We start from the raw sequence: 16,523 nt of genomic DNA, 5'->3' as shown, positions 1-16,523 counted from the left end.
GTACCGTCAGTCGGTCCGCGTCTGTCGCTCGTACACGACCACTGCGCCGAGGAGCGCCGCGAGCAGTCCGAGGGCGGCCAACGCGGGGAGGACCCGGGCCACGGGCACCAGCAGGAGCAGCACGACGACCGCGACGAGGTGGCCCGGCGGCGTACGCACTGTCAGTCGGAGGAACAGGAAACGGCCGGCGAGATAGAGCGCCACCCCGCCGTAGAGCACTGTCGCCGGGGCCCAACCCATCGATACGGCGTTGTCGTCGCCTGGTCGTGACTCGTCGGCCAGACCGTCGAGACACAGGTGGATGCCCAGGGCGAAGGAGACGACCCCGGCGACCATCGGCAGGTGCGCCAACGTGTACGCGTCCGACGCCAACTGTTGGCGGCGTCGGGAGCGCGGCGAGGCCGCCGTCAGCGCCTCGGCGGCGGCCGGTGCGCCGCCCACGAAGTAGAGCCACCACAGGCACACGGTCGCGGCGAAGCTGAGCACCGAGGCCAGCACCACCGGCCAACCGATCACGACGGGACCCACGCCCGCGCCGGCCGACAGCAGGGACTCACCGAGCACGATGATCAGCACCAGGCCGTGACGTTCGGCGAAATGTGACCCGCTGCGGACCTCGCCGAAGCTGGCGGCGGTGGCGATCCGGCCGCCGCCGTAGTCGACGAGGAACGCGACTGTCCACAGCACGGTCTGCGCGGTCCCACCGAGGACGGCTCCCAGCAGCAGCGGGATCCAGGCGAGGCTGGTCGTCACGGCGAAGCGCCAGGCCTGCCGACGGTACTGCGGGTTGCCGGACGAGGCGTAGAACATCAGGGTGAGGTGCAGGCCGCGGACCACGAGGTAGGCGATGGCCAGGGTGAGCGGCGGGCTCAACGCGCCGTCGTGGCGCTGCCAGGCCTCCGGGATCACCAGCGCGGCCACGAAGATGGCGGCCATCGCCGCGAGCATCCCGGCCAGCACGAGCCCGGTGTCCGCGCGTACCTGGTTGCCGAGCCACGCGTAGCAGCTCCACGCGTACCAGAACCAGAGCAGGAGCAGCAGCCCCTGGTACAGGGTGAGCGGCCCCAGCGATTCCGCCATGAAACCGATCAGTCGGGTCAGCGCGAACACCAGGACCAGGTCGAAGAAGATCTCGAAGGTCGTGGCCCGGTGCGCCTCCTCGACCAGCACCGGCCGGGACCGGAGGGCGCGGCTCATCGGCTCATCCTCGCCGGTCCGTCACCCTGCCCGATGGCCGATGCGCAAAATCGGGGCCTGTAGAAAACCTTCGACTGTCGCGTTGACTTCGATGGTTTGCTACACAACAATCGGCGTCAACATTTACGTTCATCTCTTTATTGGGAGGGCGCGATGAGACACGGTCGACGACTGGCCGGCGGCACCGCCGCGGTCCTGCTGATGGTCACGGGTCTGATCGGGGCCGCGCCCAGCGCCGCCTCCGCAGCCGTCAGCCCCGCACTCACCGAAGCGGTGACCACCAAACTGCTCGGCACCGCCCAGATGTCCACCGCCGCGCGACCGGAGACCCGGGTCACCGTCAGCCGCACCAGCGGCCGGTGGGCGTTCGGCACCGCCGTCGCGCTCGCACCCCGCCAGGAGGGCGCGCACCCGACCGGCTCGATCTTCATCGCCCGATCCGAGCGCGCCGGCTGGCGGATCGCCTTCGACGGCGAGGCCGCCTTCAGCGCACTGGCCTCGGAGTCGCCACTGACGACCAGCCGGGAGAAGGACGTGCTCACCACCACCCCGACCCCGATGTACGCGGGCGGGGACTACCGGACCGGTATGGCCCTGCCGTTCGGTGTGGGCCAGACGTGGACGCTCACCAGCGGCCCGCACGGCTGGGGCGGAAGCGAGTCGCCGTACAGTTCGGTGGACCTGGCCGGTGGTGACCAGGTGGTTCGCGCCGCCCGGGCCGGAGCCGCGTACACGATGTGCCAGGGGTGGATCAGGGTCATCCACGACCGGGGCTACTCGACCGACTACTACCACCTCTGGAACAGCATCTCCGTCAACGGCGCCAGCGTCGGCCAAGGTGCCGTCCTGGGCAACACCGGCACCGATGTCACCTGCGGCGGAGCCGCCTACGGCCGGCACGTCCACTTCGGGCTCCGACAGAACAGCGCGTACGTGCCGATCGCCGGGCACGACATCGGCAAGTGGGTGCTGGCCAACGGCGCTGCCGCCTACCAGGGCGGGGCGCGGCACGGCTCGGCCTACGCAGGTGCCGGCGGTGGCCTCTACAACTACGGCGCGCTCGGCTTCAACCAGGGGGTCGTCGACGCGAACGGCGGCGGAGCGCTCACCCGCCGTGCCGGCCCGGGGACCGGCTACGGCTCGCTCGGCTCGGTGGCCGACGGCGCCACCGTCACCATCTCCTGCTCCGCAAACGGCACCTCCCACACCGGGCGGTACGGCACCACAGCGCTCTGGAACCGGTTGAGCGACGGCAGTTGGGTGTCCGACGCCTACCTGTCGACGGGAGTGAACGGGCCGGTCAACGGCTGGTGCTGACGAGCCCGCCCCGAGGTCGGCGGTCTCCACGGGCCGCCGACCTCAGTCACCCCAAGGAGCGTTCATGTCCGTTCGAGCCGTGCTCACCCTGACCACCGCCCTGACCGGAGTCGTCGTCGGCGCGTCACCAGCCGTCGCCGACCCCGTCGGCACAACAGCGGCGGCCGCCCCGCTGGCCACCGCGTTCGACACCGCCGCCGCACGGTACGACGTACCGCGCGACCTGCTGGTGGCACTCGGGTACGCCGAGTCGCGCCTGGACTTGCACGGCGGCGCACCGAGCGCGGCCGGCGGGTACGGGCTGATGCACCTGGCGAGCAACCCCGAGGTGCGCACCCTGGACGAAGCTGTCACGCTCACCCGGCTCAGTCCGGCGGCGCTGCGGACCGAACCGACGGCGAACGTCCTCGGGGCCGCCGCCGTGCTGCGCTCGTACGCCGATCAGGCCGGCCTCACCGCCGCGGCCCGCGACGACGTCAACGGTTGGCACGCACCGCTCGCCCGTTACGGTGGCGCCCACGACCCGTCGGTCGCGCGGCTCTACGCGGACAGCGTCTACGACCTGTTGCGCACCGGGTTCGCCGGGAGCGGCGAGGCGGTGGCGGGCCGACCGGTCGCGCCGCGCCGGGGCGGCCTGGAACGCGCCGGTGGGGTCGGCACCCTCAGCACCGACTACGGGCCGGCCGCGTGGGCACCGGCCAGCACCAGCAACTACACGGTGGCCAGTCGACCGGGCAGTCACCAGGTGAACCGCATCGTCATCCACACCGCGCAGGGCTCGTACTCCGGCACCGTCGGCTGGTTCCAGAATCCGGCCGCCCAGGCCAGCGCGCACTACACGTTCCGGTCCTCCGACGGGGCTGTCACCCAGTCGGTGCGGGAGAAGGACATCGCCTGGCACGCCGGCAACTGGACGTACAACACCCAGTCGATCGGCATCGAGCACGAGGGGTACGTCGACAACGCCGCCTGGCTCACCGACGCGATGTACCGCGCCTCCGCCGCGCTCACCCGCAGCCTCGCCACGAAGTACGGCATCCCGAAGGACCGTGCGCACATCATCGGGCACAACGAGGTGCCCGGCGCGACCCACACCGACCCGGGCCCGAACTGGAACTGGACCTACTACCTGCAGTTGGTCAACGGTGTCACCGGCGTCGGCTCCGGCACGGTGAGCACCAGCGCGAGCACACTGAACGTCCGATCCGGCCCCGGCGCCGGCTATCCCGTCGTCGGCTCGGTCGCCGACGGCGCCACAGTGGCCGTCTACTGCCAGGCCGTCGGCAGCACTGTCAGCGGCCCGTACGGTACGACGGCCGTCTGGAACCGGATCGGCACCAACCGCTACGTCTCCGACGCGTACGTGCTCACCGGCTACGACGGGTACATCCCGAACGTGCCGCGCTGCTGAGGCGCGGCACGACCACTACCGCTCAGGCGGCCGATGAGCCGAACAGCAGGTCCAGGTGGGCGTCGAGCGCGCCCAGCGCCTGCTCGGCGGTGTACTGGCCGCCGAGCAGGTACACACCCAACCCCTCCGTCAGCGCCAGCAGGCCGGCCGCGGCGGCGTCGCCCCGGCCGGCGGGCAGGACGCCGGCCACGAACTCGGTGAGCTGCCGGGTGCCCTCACGGAGGCCGGTCGCGGCGACCGGTCGCACCGCCGTGTACGCGAGGAACGCGAGCGCCACCCGCCCGTCGTCGCGGGTGTGCTCGTCGAGGGGCAGCAGGGCGGCGAGCAGGGTCCGCAGCAGCAGCCGAGGCGGCGGGTTCTCGCCCAGCCGGGAAACCGCGTCGGTGACCCGGACCTGGCTGCGCTCGCGTACGACGCTCAACGCGAACGCCATCATCTCGTCCTTGGTCCGGAAGTAGTGCTGGACCATCCCGGCGGACACACCGGCCGCGGCGGCCACGTGTCGGAGGCTGACGGCCTCCAGCCCCTGGTCCGCGGCGACCCGCATCAACGCGTCCGCGATAAGGGTGCGTCGCTCCTGGTGATCGACCTTTTTGGGCATGGCCTCGATCGTTTCACAGTGGGTGACCCGGACACCCCGCCAGCGGCGGTGGTTACCGGCTGACGGTGGTGCTCGCCGGGGTGCCCCGGGCGCTGCGCAGGAGGCCGTCGGGGTCGTCGGCGTACAGTCGCAGCTCGTTCGTCGGCACCGATCCACCCCTGGGTAGGTCGAAGGTCATCGGCCGGCGCAGCAGGACGTCGATGCTCGTCTGGCTGCCGACCGAGACGGACACCACCTGCCGGTCGCCCTCCTGTTCGACCTGCACCGACCTGCTCGACGGCAGCGAGCGGTAACGCTTGCGCAGCGCCTCGACGTCCGTCCACGGGACGAAGACGTCGATGCCGGAACTGAGCCGGACCCGCAGGCCCCGGTCGCCCACGACGTGGGGGTGGAGGGTCATGCTGGCGTACAGGCCGATCATCCAGAGCAGACCCCAGATGCCGAGGCCGAGCACGATCCACCGGGCGGGCCGCCAGGGCACCACGTGGGTGACGACGACATCGAAGATCGGGATTTCAACGACCGACAGGCCGATGAAGATGCCCAGGATCGGCTTGACCACGCCGAGGTAGCCGAACGGCTCGTCGCCGGCAGCCAGCGGCAGCGGGCGGCGTCGCGCCCACACGTACAGGCTGCGCCACGTCGCGGCCTCGGCCTGCGCCGCGCGACGCAGCAGCGGGCCCACCCGCGCCCTGTTCAGGGCCTTCGTGTCGCTCATCTCGTCCTTCTCGGTAGCTGTCGGCGGTCAGTGCGGCGTGACGGTGCCGGCGGCGCCGTCCACTGTGACGACCTGCCCCGTGCGGATCGTGCGGGTGACGTCGGGGACGCAGATGACGGCGGGGATGCCGTACTCACGGGCCACCGTCGGGCCGTGCGCCATGATCGCGCCGGTCTCGGTGACCAGCGCCGCGGCGGTGAGGAACAGCGGCGTCCAGCCGGGGTCGGTGGTCGCGGCCACCAGGACGTCGCCGGGCTCGATGTGGGCGGTGCGCGGGTCGTGGACGACCCGGGCGGGGCCGGTCACCCGGCCCGCCGACGCGCCCACGCCGGTCAGCGTCCCGTCGGCGGCGGGCGCCGCCGGCAGGACGGCCTCGACGTCCGTGCCGTCGGAGAGCAGCGCCACGGGCACCGCCGCCCGCCGTAGTTCCCGCCGGTGCACGGCCCGTCGGGCGGTGACTGTCGCACGCGGATCAACCCCCTGGTGTACGACGTCGTGCACCTCGTCGAGAGTCAGGAACATGATGTCGTCGGGCTGGTCCAGCAACCCGGAGTCGTGCAGGTCGGCCCCGATGAGCAGGAGCTGACGGCGGGTCTCGCGCAGGGGGTGGAGCCCGGCGAACTTGCCGGCCTCGCGCAGGCCCGCCAGGGACCGTGCGCGGCGTAGCAGGAAGGCGGCGACGGTGCCGCGCACCGGCCGGCGGCGGCGGGCTCGCCGGGTCAGCTCCTCCAGAGCTGTCTCCGCAGCGGAGGCGGCCCGTTGGAACCGGCGGTCGGGGGCCTGCTGTGGATCGGTGACCCGGAGGTAGTTCGCGACCGCCGCGAAGACCGGAGTGGGGTCTTCCTCCCAGCGCGGTACGCCGAGGTCGACCTCGGCTACGCCCCGGTGGCCGTAGACGTCCAGGAAGGCGGTCATGCCGATGTCGGGCAGGGTCCCGCGCAGGTGGCGCGCGGCCAACTCGGCCGGCGGGGAGTCGAGGAGGAGCTGCCGGTGGTCGCCCGCGCTCTGGGCGAGCCGCCACAGGGCCAGGTCCATCTCGATGGTGACGTTGTGCGGCATGCCGCCCAGCACGGTGTGGATCTCGTCCGGGCCGGCCAGACCCTTGAGCAGAGCGGCCGGCAGCGCGGCGGCGAGCATCCCCGCGACGATCGGCCACATGATCGCGTCGGCGGTGTCGTCGGCGTCGGCGTCGCGCGCCTGCACGAAGCGCAGCCGGTCGGCGGAGGAATCCAGGTCGGCCGGGGCGGCCGATCGTGTCCTCATCTGCTCGATCGCCTCGAACATCCGGATCCGCGCGGAGTCGGGACGGGCCAGGGCCCGCAGGATCCCCACCACCGCGCGTCGGGCCGTCCGCAGCGACGCGGCCGTCGGGGCTCCGCCGCGCGTGACGCCGCCGCTGGTCGGGGCGAATCGGGGATCGGCCAGCACGTGCTGCATCACCGCCTGGGCGCGTGGCCCGAAGTCGACAGCCAGCAGCTTGACCAGCCGCTTGCGCGACGACCGGTCGCGAGCCAGGTCGGTCAGGTCACCGTAGAGCCGGCCACCGATGTCGACGATCTCGACCCGTACCCCCAGCGACGCCAGCATGGCGGCGATCTGTGTCCGCAGGGTCGACATGCCCATCGGGGTGACCGGTTGCCGCATGCCCTGGACGTGACCGAACTCCAGGTAGACCCGGGGGAGGGGTTTGTCGGTGGCGGGCGGCTGTGGAAACAGGCTGGTGATCGGTCGGGACTGGAGGAGCCACTGGACGTCGTGCGCGTCGATCGCCCACTCGATGTCCTGCGGGCAGCCGAAGTGGGTCTGGAGTCGCTCGCCGGTGGCGCGCAGATCGGCCAGGTGCGCGGACGTGAGGCATCCGGTGTCGTCCCGGGCGACACCGTCGAGGACGTAGTGGTCCACCGTCGCCGCGCCGTCCACCACTGTCGTGCCGACACCCGGAGCCGCGTCCACCGCCATCTCGTCGCGACGTCCGGTGAGCGGGTTCGCTGTGAACAGCACCCCGGCGGCCCGGGGCGTGATCATGCGTTGCACCACGACGGCCATCCGCACCTGCCGATGGTCGATCTGGCGGGCGTCGCGGTAGGCGGTGGCGCGGTCGCTGTGCAGCGAGTCCCAGCACTTCTCGATGGCGGCGACGAGCTGGGTGGTGCCGACCACGTCGAGCACCGTGTCCTGCTGTCCGGCGAAGCTCGCGTCGGGCAGGTCCTCCGCGGTGGCGCTGGACCGCACGGCGACCGGGCCCGCCCCGAGCCGCTCGTACGCGGCGGCGACCTCTGCGCTGGGTATCACGCCGAGCCGGTACGCCTCGGTGGTGACGCAGAAGCCCTCCGGGACCCGTTCGCCCCGCCGGATCAGCTCGCCCAGCCCGGCGGCCTTAGCGCCGACCAGGTCGAGCATCTCGCCGGTCACCTCGGACAACGGGATCACGTGCATCGTCGAGCCCACTCTCGTTGCAATACGACTGTATTGCTGTCGACCGTAGCTCGTTTACGATGCGACTGCAATGCATCCGACTCCAGGCTGCCTGTCCGGCGACGACCCGGAGGCGCGAGGTTGTCGGCGTCTGCCATGCTCGGGCCGGTGACGACCGGCCGCCCCGCCAGAGCCCGCACCCACCGCCGCCCGCGAAGCCGCATCCTCCTCGTCCTCCTCGCGCTCGTCGCGGTGGCAGCCGTCCTCGGCGTCGCGGTGGTCGTGGTGCCGATGCTGCGACCGGCGGGTCCGCGCCCGCTGTTCCAGATGCCCGTCGCCTGCGACGAGACCTGGCAGCTCAGCACCTATCCCGGGCACGACGACTACGACGTCGACTTCTTTCCCATCGAGGGCGAGGCGTGGGGGCGCCCGGTCCTCGCGTCCTATGCCGGAACGGTCACCGTGGCCGGCATCAACGGGTCGCTCGGTGGTCGCACCCCGGAGAACCCGGAGGGCCCACGCGGGCGCGGCGGCGGTTACTGGGTGAAGATCGATCACGGCGGCAAGTGGGAGACGCAGTACCTGCACCTGCTCGAACCACCGCTGGTCCAGGTCGGTCAGAAGGTCGCCCGGGGCGAACAGATCGGGAAACTCGGCAGCACCGGCAACTCCGGTGCCCCGCACCTGCACTACGAGCAGCGGCGCGGCTGGGAGAAGGTCGAGACCTACTTCGACGGTGAGCCGTCGGGGATCACCACCGACGACCGTGAACAGATTCTGCGGCGGGTGAGCAACAACTGCCCGGCCGTCTCGTGAGGACGGCGGTTTGCCCGGCGCGTCTCGGGGCACTGATTCGGTGAACAGTTCGGACGCAGGGAGGAGCTGGCCATGGCCAAGGGTGACGTCGACACGTACCACGAGGACGGGCAGTGGAAGAACAAGCCGGAGGGCAACGAGCGGGCCAGCAGCACGCATGACGTGAAGGCCGACGCGCAGGCCCAGGGCCGTGAGATGGCGGCCGACCGGGGCGTCGAACACGTGGTCAAGAAGCAGGACGGCACCATCGGGGAGAAGAACACCTATCCCCGCAGCCGTGATCCCCGGGACATCGAGGGCTGACCGCCCCTCGTCTCCGTTTTCTGCGGACCGACCCCCTCGGCAGGAGCCGACGGGGGTCGGTCCGTTTCCGTCGAGACGACGTCGGTCTCCGGCTGTTATCCGCGTACCGAAAATATGGGTGTTTTGGGGGGTTATAGTCCGAATCGGGACTGAAGTGATAGCTGGGAGTGGGCATGTCGTTGTGGGGCCGGTGTCGTCCGGCGAGTGCCGGTGCGCTGGTCGTCGTCCTGATCGCGGGCGTGCTCGCGTTCGGGCCACTTCCGGCGTCGGCGGCTGGCTCCGTCCTGTTCGACCAGCCGTTCCACAACAACACCGCCAACGGCATCGGCGCCGTGGCGGTGCCCGCCGTGCCCGGCACCTCCGGCACCAACGCCGCCTGCCTGAGCGCCGCCGGCAACACCACCATCGGGCCGCTGCTGAGTTGCACCACCTCCACCGACCCGCAGGGCGCGGGCAAACTGCGCCTCACCCCCGCCACCACCAACCGGCAGGGCGGGGTGTTCAGCGCGGTGAGCGTGCCCACCTCGCAGGGCCTGCACCTCACGTTCAACACATACCAGTACGGCGGTACGTCCCCGGGCGCGGACGGCCTCGCCTTCGCGTTGGCAGCCGTCGACCCGGCCAACCCGAGGTCGCCGTCGACCCTCGGCCCGTCGGGCGGATCGCTGGGCTACTCGGCGGCGTTCGCGGGCGTGTCGTCGGGCCTCTCCAACGGCTACCTGGGCGTCGGGCTGGACGTCTTCGGCAACTTCAGCAACAGCACCTACCAGGGCAGCGGCTGTACGAACCCGCCGTACATCTCGACCACCGGTGGGCGGGTCCCCGGCCAGGTCGTGGTCCGTGGACCGGGCCGCAACGGCGTCGGCTACTGCGCCATCAACAGCACCGCCGGCAGCACCTCGGCGCCGGCCATCCCGCTGCGGGCCAGCACCCGGGCCGCCTCCGTGGTGCCGGTCGAGGTCGTCATCAACACCACAGCGTCGCCGTACACCACCGACACCGGCATCACCACACCCGCCGGCCAGTACCGCATCAGATTCACCCCGGTCGGAGGGCAGGCACGACTTCTGGAGGGCGTGCTCCCCGTCGTGTCGCCCAGCCTGTACCCGTCGCCGACCTGGCTGAACGCCAACGGCTACCCACGGCAGGTCGCCTTCGGCTGGGTGGGCTCCACCGGCTCGGTCACCGACTTCCACGAGGTGGACGAGGCCCGGGCGGTCAGCTTCAACCAGGTGCCGGACCTGAACGTGTCGCAGACCAGCGCGGTCGGGGCTTCCCCGCAACCCGGTGACCCGGTCACCTACTCGATCACCGCGGGGGTCGACGCCGGTGCCACCGAGACGGCACCGATCTCGGTGACCCAGACCGTCCCCACCGGTGTCGTACCGCGCGCCGCCTACGGGTCCGGCTGGGTCTGCGGCGCACCGTCCGGGCAGACCATCACCTGCACCAACAGCAACGGCCCCTTCGCCGGCGGAACCTCGCTGCCGCCGATCACCGTCGTCGCGACCGTCACCGGCACCGGTGTCACTCCGGCGCAGATCCAGACCGCGACCGTGGCGACCTCGTCGTCGATCGACGCGAACCCCGGGCTCGCCACCGGCACCACCCCCGTCGCGCCCGCGACCGCACCGACCGGCGTCACCGTCACCCCGGCCCAGAGCTCGATCTCCGGCGGCATCCCGGTCACCGTCGGCGGCGGCAACCTCACCGGCGCGACAGCCATCACCATCGGTACGGTCGCCGAGCAGCAGGCCGGCACCTCGGTGCTGCTGCTGCCCTGCACCTCCGGGCCGGCCCCCGGCTGCTTCACGGTGAACGCGAACGGCACGCTCGCCATCTCCTCCATGCCCGCCCGATCCAGCCCGGGGACGGTCACTGTCAGTGTCGTCACCCGAGGGTCGGCCGGCTCGGCGAACTACGTCTACGCGTCCACCCCGGGCACCCCGGCCACACCCACCGCCGTCGCGGGCGTCACCAGCGCCACGGTGACCTGGACCGCGCCGGCCAGCAACGGCAGCCCGATCACCAGCTACCTGATCACCCCGATCCGGGACGGTGTCACGCAACCGACGCTGACGTTCGACGCCTCGACCACCAGCCGCACCCTGACCGGCCTGACCGCCGGTTCCTCGTACGCCTTCCGGGTGGCTGCGGTGAACGCGTTCGGCGCCGGCGCGGCCAGCCCGGCCTCGGCGGCGGTGGTTCCGTACACCCTGCCCGGCGCCCCGACGGTCACCTCGGTCACCGCGGGGACCACCGCCGCCAGGCTGAGCTGGACCACCCCGGCCAACGGCGGGTCGGCGATCACCGGATACACGGTGACGCCGTACCTCGGCGGTGTGGCGCAGACCCCGCAGACCTTCACCGGGACCGACACGACCCAGACCGTCACCGGGCTGACCGGTGGCGCCACCTACACCTTCCGGGTGGCGGCGATCAACGCCGCCGGCACCGGTCCACAGTCGGCCGCCTCCGCGGCGGTGACCGTCAACCCGGCACCGACGCTGACCTTCGCTCCGCCACCGCCCGGCAAGGTCTACGACCCGTACCAGTACCAGCTCACAGTGGCCGGCGGCACGGCTCCCTTCGCCTGGTCGGTCAGTGCCGGGAGCCTGCCCACCGGGTTGACCCTCGACCCGGTCACCGGCCTGCTCTCCGGCACACCCACAGTGTCCGGGACGTTCCCGTTCACCGTGCGGGTGACCGACTCGTTCAACCAGTCCGCGACCCGACCGGTCGAGCTGGTCGTCAACCCGCTCGGTGGCCTCTCCATCAGCGTTCCGGCGATCTCCACACTGGGCGCTGTCACCTCGGGTGCGACAGGTGTCTCGGGCCAACTCGGCCCGGTGACCGTCACCGACGACCGGGGACCGTTCTCCGGGAACTGGGTCAGCGTCGTCTCCAGCACGAGCTTCACCACGGGTTCCGGTTCGGGCGGGGAGACCATCCCCAACAGCAGCATCACGTACGCCTCCGGGGCCGCCCTGGCCGCCACCGGCGTCGGTACCTTCGTCCCGCAACCCGGCGCCGTGCTGAACACCCCGCGTACGGCCGCCCAGTGGACCGGCCAGACCGGCGGTGCGAACTCCGCCACCTGGAACCCCACCCTGTGGGTGACCCTCCCGGCCGGGTTGGTGGTCGGCGACTACGTGGCGGTCGTGACGCACTCGGTCATCTGACCGCCCCACCGCCCCCACCCCCATCCCCGCCCTGCTCGATCATGGAGTTGTGGTGGGTGACAAAGGGCATGTCCGGGCGTGAGGTGAGCACCACAAGTCCATGATTAACTCCGTTGACGAGAGACGCCCGGCCGTTCCTCGGAACGGCCGGGCGCGGTCTCGGGGGTGCTCAGGCCAGCCGTTGCCGGCGGACGAGATACCAGCCGCCGAGGATGACCAGCACCAGCACGGCGATCGCGCCGACCGCGTAGACCAGCCAGCTCGGCCCGGCGGACGTCGCGACGGTCATCGGCGCGGCGACGGGCAGGCTGATCTTCCCGGTCGCGGTGCGTTCCACGGTGCCGCTGACGAGTTTCGCCTGCACGTCCCAGGTTCCGGCGGGGAGCGCCTGGTTGACCTCGATCCGGACCTGGCCGCTCTGGCCGGGCAGGATCGTCACACCGTTGGTCACCTTGAACGGGCCGGCCCGGACCGCCGCCTTGCTCATCGACAGGGTGCCGGTCATGTCCAGCGCGCGCTGGCCGGTGTTGCTGACAGTCGCGGTGACGACCGGGAACTCGCCGATCCCGGGTTCGGCGGCCAGCCCGTCGATGCGGAAGTCCGTCGGTGGCTCTCCACCCGGACCGACGTCCAGGTAGACCCGGATGCCCACCCGGTGGATCTGGGTGACGTTGCCGGTGCGTTCCTTCGCGCTGGTGACCTGCGCCCAGATCGCCGCGTACCGCTCGCCCTTGGAGGCGTTCTTCGGCACGGCTATCTCGACCTCGACCGGTCGGCGCTCGCCCGGGTCCAGCACCATGGTGGCGGTCTTCAACCGGATCCAGCCACTGAGTTCGTTTCCCGTACGCCCCTCCGGCACGGTGAAGGCGTTGTTCTCCACCGACGCCGCCCCGGAGTAGAAGTCGATCTCCTGGGACTCACCGGAGGAGTTCAGCACCTCGACCCGCCGGTTGATCGTCGTCCCGGGCTTCAGGTGGTCCACGATGTAGACCTGGGCACGGGGGTCCTGTGCGCGGCTGGCGGGGATGTCGAGCATGCGGATGCTGATCGCGGCTTCCTCGGCGGGTTCCTGTCGGTGCTCCCGCACGGCAACGGCTGGCGCCGCCGAAACCCCGAGCGCCACGAGGGCGACCGAGGCCAGCAGCGCCAGCCGGCCGAGCGGGTCAGACCACCGAATGTGTCACCGTCCCGGTGTAGACACCCTGGACGGTGCCGACGGGCACGTTCACCACCAGCGTCGGGTTCCAGGTGGCGAAGTTGTTGCCCGTGCCGCCGGTGTGGGTCATCGCCGTCCGGGGCACGTTGATGATCACCTGCTGGGCTGCGGTCGGCTGGCCGGGCGTGAAGGTGCCGCCGCCGGCCGTCGCTGTCGCGGGACCCGACCAGTAGAGGACGTTGATGTTGGGGATCGTCTCTCCCGAGCTGCCGCCGCCGGTGGTGAAGTCGGTGGAGATGACGCTGGCCGTCCAGTTGGGGGTGAGCGACCCGCGCTGGTCGAGCACCGTGACCGGGCCGAGCTGCCCGGTGATGGTCGAGCCCTCGACACCGTGCCCGATGTTCGCCGACGCCGGTACGGTGATCGACAGACCGCCGGCGGCGTCGACGGTCAGGGTCACGATCGTGTCGCCGGTCGTGTCCGCGGCGGCCGGTCCGGCGAGCGCGACAACGGCGGCGACGCCGGCCATGCCCGCGAGAAGTTTCCTGCCCATCGAATCTCCTTATCCTCGAATCGCCCATACGACGCCTTCAAAGAGTAACTACGCAAATCGCCCAGAGATGGGCAAACAACTCGCAGGTCACCCGGTCGCCTGGCAGTCGTGAGCGGGAAGACGTCGATCGCCCGCCGGTCGTTACGACGGCGGGCGATCGTGACCGGCGCGACGAGCCGATCCTGCGGGCGAAGCGGACCGAGTGTCGGAGCCTGGCCCGTTGCGTCGCGGACCGTCAGGCCGGCACGACGTAGGGGAAGCTGTTGGCCCGGGCGGCCTTGGTGACCTGCGGGGTGAGACCCGAGGTGGTGCCGGTGTTGAGGACCAGCGAGAACATCACCTCGGGGGCGTTGTCGGCCAGGGCGCGTCCGTTGCGGACCGCGAAGCCGTAGTTCGCGGCCGTGCCGACCGTGTACGACAGGAGGTCCGGGTAGAGCTGCCGGGCGACGCTCCAGCCGTACGCCTGCGGATCCGGTGCGGTGCCGTTCGCCGCGACGACACCCGCGACCGCGTTGGCGATCTCCTCGCCGTCCTCGGCGAGGTCGCGACTGGGGTGGCGGAAGTTGGCGGGGTTCGAGAAGTCGGTGTCGTGCGGCCAGAAGATCGGCCACATCATGGGGTGGCCGGCGCGGTTGATCTGACGCCAGCCCCCGGCGTCGGTGGCCAGCAGGGTGCGACACCACACGCCGATCTCGGTGCCGTCGCGCAGCAGGGGCTCGTCGTGGGACACCTCCAGGACGATCGACTCGACGGTCGTGCCGGCGAAGCTGTTCTTGGCCTGGTCGACGCGCCACGACGATCGGTCCACGGCCGACCCGTCCTTGACCGCGCCGTTGATGATGGCGAGTTCGTCGAGGTCGACGAAGAACGGGTCGGTGATCCGCCCGGCCCAGATCCGGACGTTGGTGCCGGTCGACATCTCACCGGTCCGTCCCTCGGCGACGGGAGTGCCCATCGCGGCGTCGTCGCGGGCGTCCGATCCGGTCAGCTCGTACAACTGGAAGGCCTGCTTGCCGTCGCCGTCGAGTTCACCGAAGACGAACCGGTAGGTCAGGTCCTCCATCTCCGTGCCGTTGACGTGGATCTTGAATTCGTACCGGCCCTCGGCGTGGAAACCACGCTTGATATCAGCCCTGGTCACCGAGCTGTTGACGTCCATGACGAACACCGTGGCGCGATCACCGTTGAAGACGAAGAGGTCGTCGATGTAGAGCTGACCGCCCTGGGCGGCGAGGGGGGTGTCGAGATGGTGCGACATGAACTCACTCCCGCAACGGCCGGAATTCTGGATTGATCCGAACGTAGTGGGCGTGGGTTCGACCGGAGCGGGGGTTGGCTCGCGATTCACCCGGGCGGCGGAGCGGTCCGCGCAAGGGCGGTGGGCCGCCCGAGACTGTGCTCGAACGGCCCACTCCTCGCGGTGTCGGTGCCTCAGATGCGAGACCACTTCTGGTTGGCCGCGCCCAGGCAGTCCCACAGGTGCAACTTGCCGCCGTTGTTGGGGTTGGCCTCCCGTACGTCCACGCACTTGTTGGCGTTGAGGTTGACCAGGTCGCCGGACCCGTTGAGGGTGAAGCGTTGGGCCGTGTTGCCGTTGCAACTGACCAGGTTGACCTCGGTGCCGTTGGCGGTGCCGGCCCAGGCGGGGTCCATGCACTTGCCCATCGCGCGGACGGTCCCGTCGGAGGCGAAGGTCCACGCCTGCGCTGCGGTGGTGTTGCAGTCCCAGATCCGCAACTTGGCACCCTCGACCGGGTTGGCGCTGGGGATGTCGATGCAGCGACCGCTCTGCGCGCCCCGGATCCGGCTGGTGCCGGGTGCGGGATCGCCTCCGCCGGAGGTGTAGCTGGACACCCGGACGTAGTCGACGAGCATCTGCTGCGGGAACTGCGTCGAACCGTCGGGGTAGCCGGGCCAGTTACCACCGACCGCGACGTTGAGGATCATGAAGAAGGGGTGGTCGAACACCCAGCGGTTACCGCCGAGCCGCGCGGGGTCGACCCGGTGGTACTGCACCCCGTCCAGGTACCAGGTGATGACGTTCGGCTCCCAGTCGACCCGGTAGGTGTGGAAGCCGTCGGCGAGAGGGCTGCCCAGGGTGCGACTGCCGGTGATGCCGCCGCCGCCGGAGTAGCCGGGCCCGTGCACGGTGCCGTACACGGTGTTGGGCTCCCGGCCGATGTTCTCCATGATGTCGATCTCGCCCGCGTCGGGCCACCCGCCGCCGGTGCCGAGCATCCAGAACGCCGGCCAGATGCCCTGACCACGCGGGATCTTGATCCGTGCCTCGAACCGGCCGTACGTCTGCGTGAAGGTGGCCGCCGACAGCAGTCGGGCCGACGTGTACTCGCAGCGCCCGTAGTGGCACTGGTAGTTGGCGGGGTTGTCCCGGCGGGCGGTGATCACCAGGTTGCCCTGGCCGTCGTGGACGGCGTTGCTGGTGCTGCTCGTGTAGTACTGCCGTTCGTTGTTGCCCCAGCCGCCGCCGCCGATGTCGAACCGCCACTTGTTCTGGTCGACGGGCGTGCCGGCGGGGGAGTTGAACTCGTCCTGCCAGCTGATCGGGCCGATGGCGGCCTCGGCCCGATCGGGCTGCGGCGGGACGACGAGTGCCACGGTGGTGGTGACCAGCGCGGCTGCCGCGAGTACGAGTGGTCGGAAGCGGAGTCTGGGGCGGGCTGTGAACACGGGAGGCTCCTCAGCGTGGGGGTGACGGAGGCGTCGTGACGAAGAGGGCGGAGAGCGCTCTCCAAAATGAAGCATGTCGATGTCGAGTCCTTTCTGTCAAGAGTGTTTCCAATATGACAACCGTCCGTTACCGCCCGATGCTGGCCAGTGAGCGGCGGGATGTCGG

General features: G+C 70.8%; 13 protein-coding genes. 5 read left to right on the top strand and 8 right to left on the bottom strand.

What is annotated here, in order from left to right; all coding sequences use genetic code 11:
* Window positions 1-6: 6 nt before the first annotated feature.
* A complete protein-coding gene (locus O3438_RS12885) occupies window positions 7-1,197 on the bottom strand; it encodes a low temperature requirement protein A (protein ID WP_269680195.1) in 1,191 nt (396 codons plus the stop codon).
* 153 nt (window positions 1,198-1,350) lie between these two features.
* Here O3438_RS12885 and O3438_RS12880 point away from each other — a divergent pair, with 153 nt between their 5' ends.
* Together O3438_RS12880 and O3438_RS12875 are read left to right on the top strand one after the other, a co-directional pair.
* Window positions 1,351-2,514 (top strand): peptidoglycan DD-metalloendopeptidase family protein, encoded by a 1,164-nt coding sequence (locus O3438_RS12880; protein WP_269680194.1) that lies wholly within the window; start codon window positions 1,351-1,353, stop codon window positions 2,512-2,514.
* 64 nt (window positions 2,515-2,578) lie between these two features.
* On the top strand, window positions 2,579-3,925 hold the full coding sequence (locus O3438_RS12875; RefSeq protein ID WP_269680193.1) for an N-acetylmuramoyl-L-alanine amidase: 1,347 nt from the start codon (window positions 2,579-2,581) through the stop codon (window positions 3,923-3,925).
* Between the two features lie 22 nt (window positions 3,926-3,947).
* On the opposite strand, the gene O3438_RS12870 is transcribed toward O3438_RS12875, so the two are convergent.
* Genes O3438_RS12870 through O3438_RS12860 form a run of 3 tightly spaced genes read right to left on the bottom strand, consistent with a single transcriptional unit; the run spans window position 3,948 to window position 7,680 of the window.
* Window positions 3,948-4,526, bottom strand: a complete 579-nt coding sequence (locus O3438_RS12870) for a TetR family transcriptional regulator C-terminal domain-containing protein (protein WP_269680192.1) — start codon at window positions 4,524-4,526, stop codon at window positions 3,948-3,950.
* Between the two features lie 52 nt (window positions 4,527-4,578).
* Window positions 4,579-5,244: a hypothetical protein gene (locus O3438_RS12865; protein ID WP_269680191.1), complete on the bottom strand. Its 666-nt coding sequence runs from the start codon at window positions 5,242-5,244 to the stop codon at window positions 4,579-4,581.
* A 27-nt stretch (window positions 5,245-5,271) separates the two neighbouring features.
* Window positions 5,272-7,680 carry a PEP/pyruvate-binding domain-containing protein gene (locus O3438_RS12860; RefSeq protein ID WP_269680190.1) on the bottom strand — a complete coding sequence of 803 codons (2,409 nt, stop codon included), beginning with the start codon at window positions 7,678-7,680 and terminating at the stop codon, window positions 5,272-5,274.
* Between the two features lie 147 nt (window positions 7,681-7,827).
* On the opposite strand from O3438_RS12860, the gene O3438_RS12855 reads away from it, so the two are divergent.
* The 3 genes from O3438_RS12855 (at window position 7,828) to O3438_RS12845 (ending at window position 11,960) form a co-directional block, all read left to right on the top strand.
* Window positions 7,828-8,475: a M23 family metallopeptidase gene (locus O3438_RS12855; protein WP_269680189.1), complete on the top strand. Its 648-nt coding sequence runs from the start codon at window positions 7,828-7,830 to the stop codon at window positions 8,473-8,475.
* Between the two features lie 72 nt (window positions 8,476-8,547).
* On the top strand, window positions 8,548-8,778 hold the full coding sequence (locus tag O3438_RS12850) for a DUF2188 domain-containing protein (RefSeq protein WP_088990612.1): 231 nt from the start codon (window positions 8,548-8,550) through the stop codon (window positions 8,776-8,778).
* A gap of 173 nt (window positions 8,779-8,951) precedes the next feature.
* Complete coding sequence (locus O3438_RS12845; RefSeq protein ID WP_269680188.1) at window positions 8,952-11,960, top strand: fibronectin type III domain-containing protein; 3,009 nt, start codon at window positions 8,952-8,954, stop codon at window positions 11,958-11,960.
* A gap of 169 nt (window positions 11,961-12,129) precedes the next feature.
* Here O3438_RS12845 and O3438_RS12840 read toward each other — a convergent pair whose 3' ends face one another.
* The 4 genes from O3438_RS12840 to O3438_RS12825 form a co-directional block, all read right to left on the bottom strand.
* Entirely contained in the window at window positions 12,130-13,047 is a 918-nt protein-coding gene (locus O3438_RS12840; protein WP_269680187.1) for a hypothetical protein, read from the bottom strand.
* Between the two features lie 76 nt (window positions 13,048-13,123).
* A complete protein-coding gene (locus O3438_RS12835; protein ID WP_269680186.1) occupies window positions 13,124-13,669 on the bottom strand; it encodes a hypothetical protein in 546 nt (181 codons plus the stop codon).
* Between the two features lie 235 nt (window positions 13,670-13,904).
* Complete coding sequence (locus tag O3438_RS12830; protein WP_269680185.1) at window positions 13,905-14,927, bottom strand: DUF4331 family protein; 1,023 nt, start codon at window positions 14,925-14,927, stop codon at window positions 13,905-13,907.
* 173 nt (window positions 14,928-15,100) lie between these two features.
* Window positions 15,101-16,357, bottom strand: a complete 1,257-nt coding sequence (locus O3438_RS12825; RefSeq protein ID WP_269680184.1) for a family 16 glycosylhydrolase — start codon at window positions 16,355-16,357, stop codon at window positions 15,101-15,103.
* Window positions 16,358-16,523: the final 166 nt, after the last annotated feature.

The organism is Micromonospora sp. WMMC250 (assembly GCF_027460215.1).
GTDB classification, from domain to species: Bacteria; Actinomycetota; Actinomycetes; order Mycobacteriales; family Micromonosporaceae; genus Micromonospora; species Micromonospora taraxaci.
Note: the sequence above shows the minus strand (reverse complement) of the source record. Positions and strands in the feature narration are given on the sequence as shown.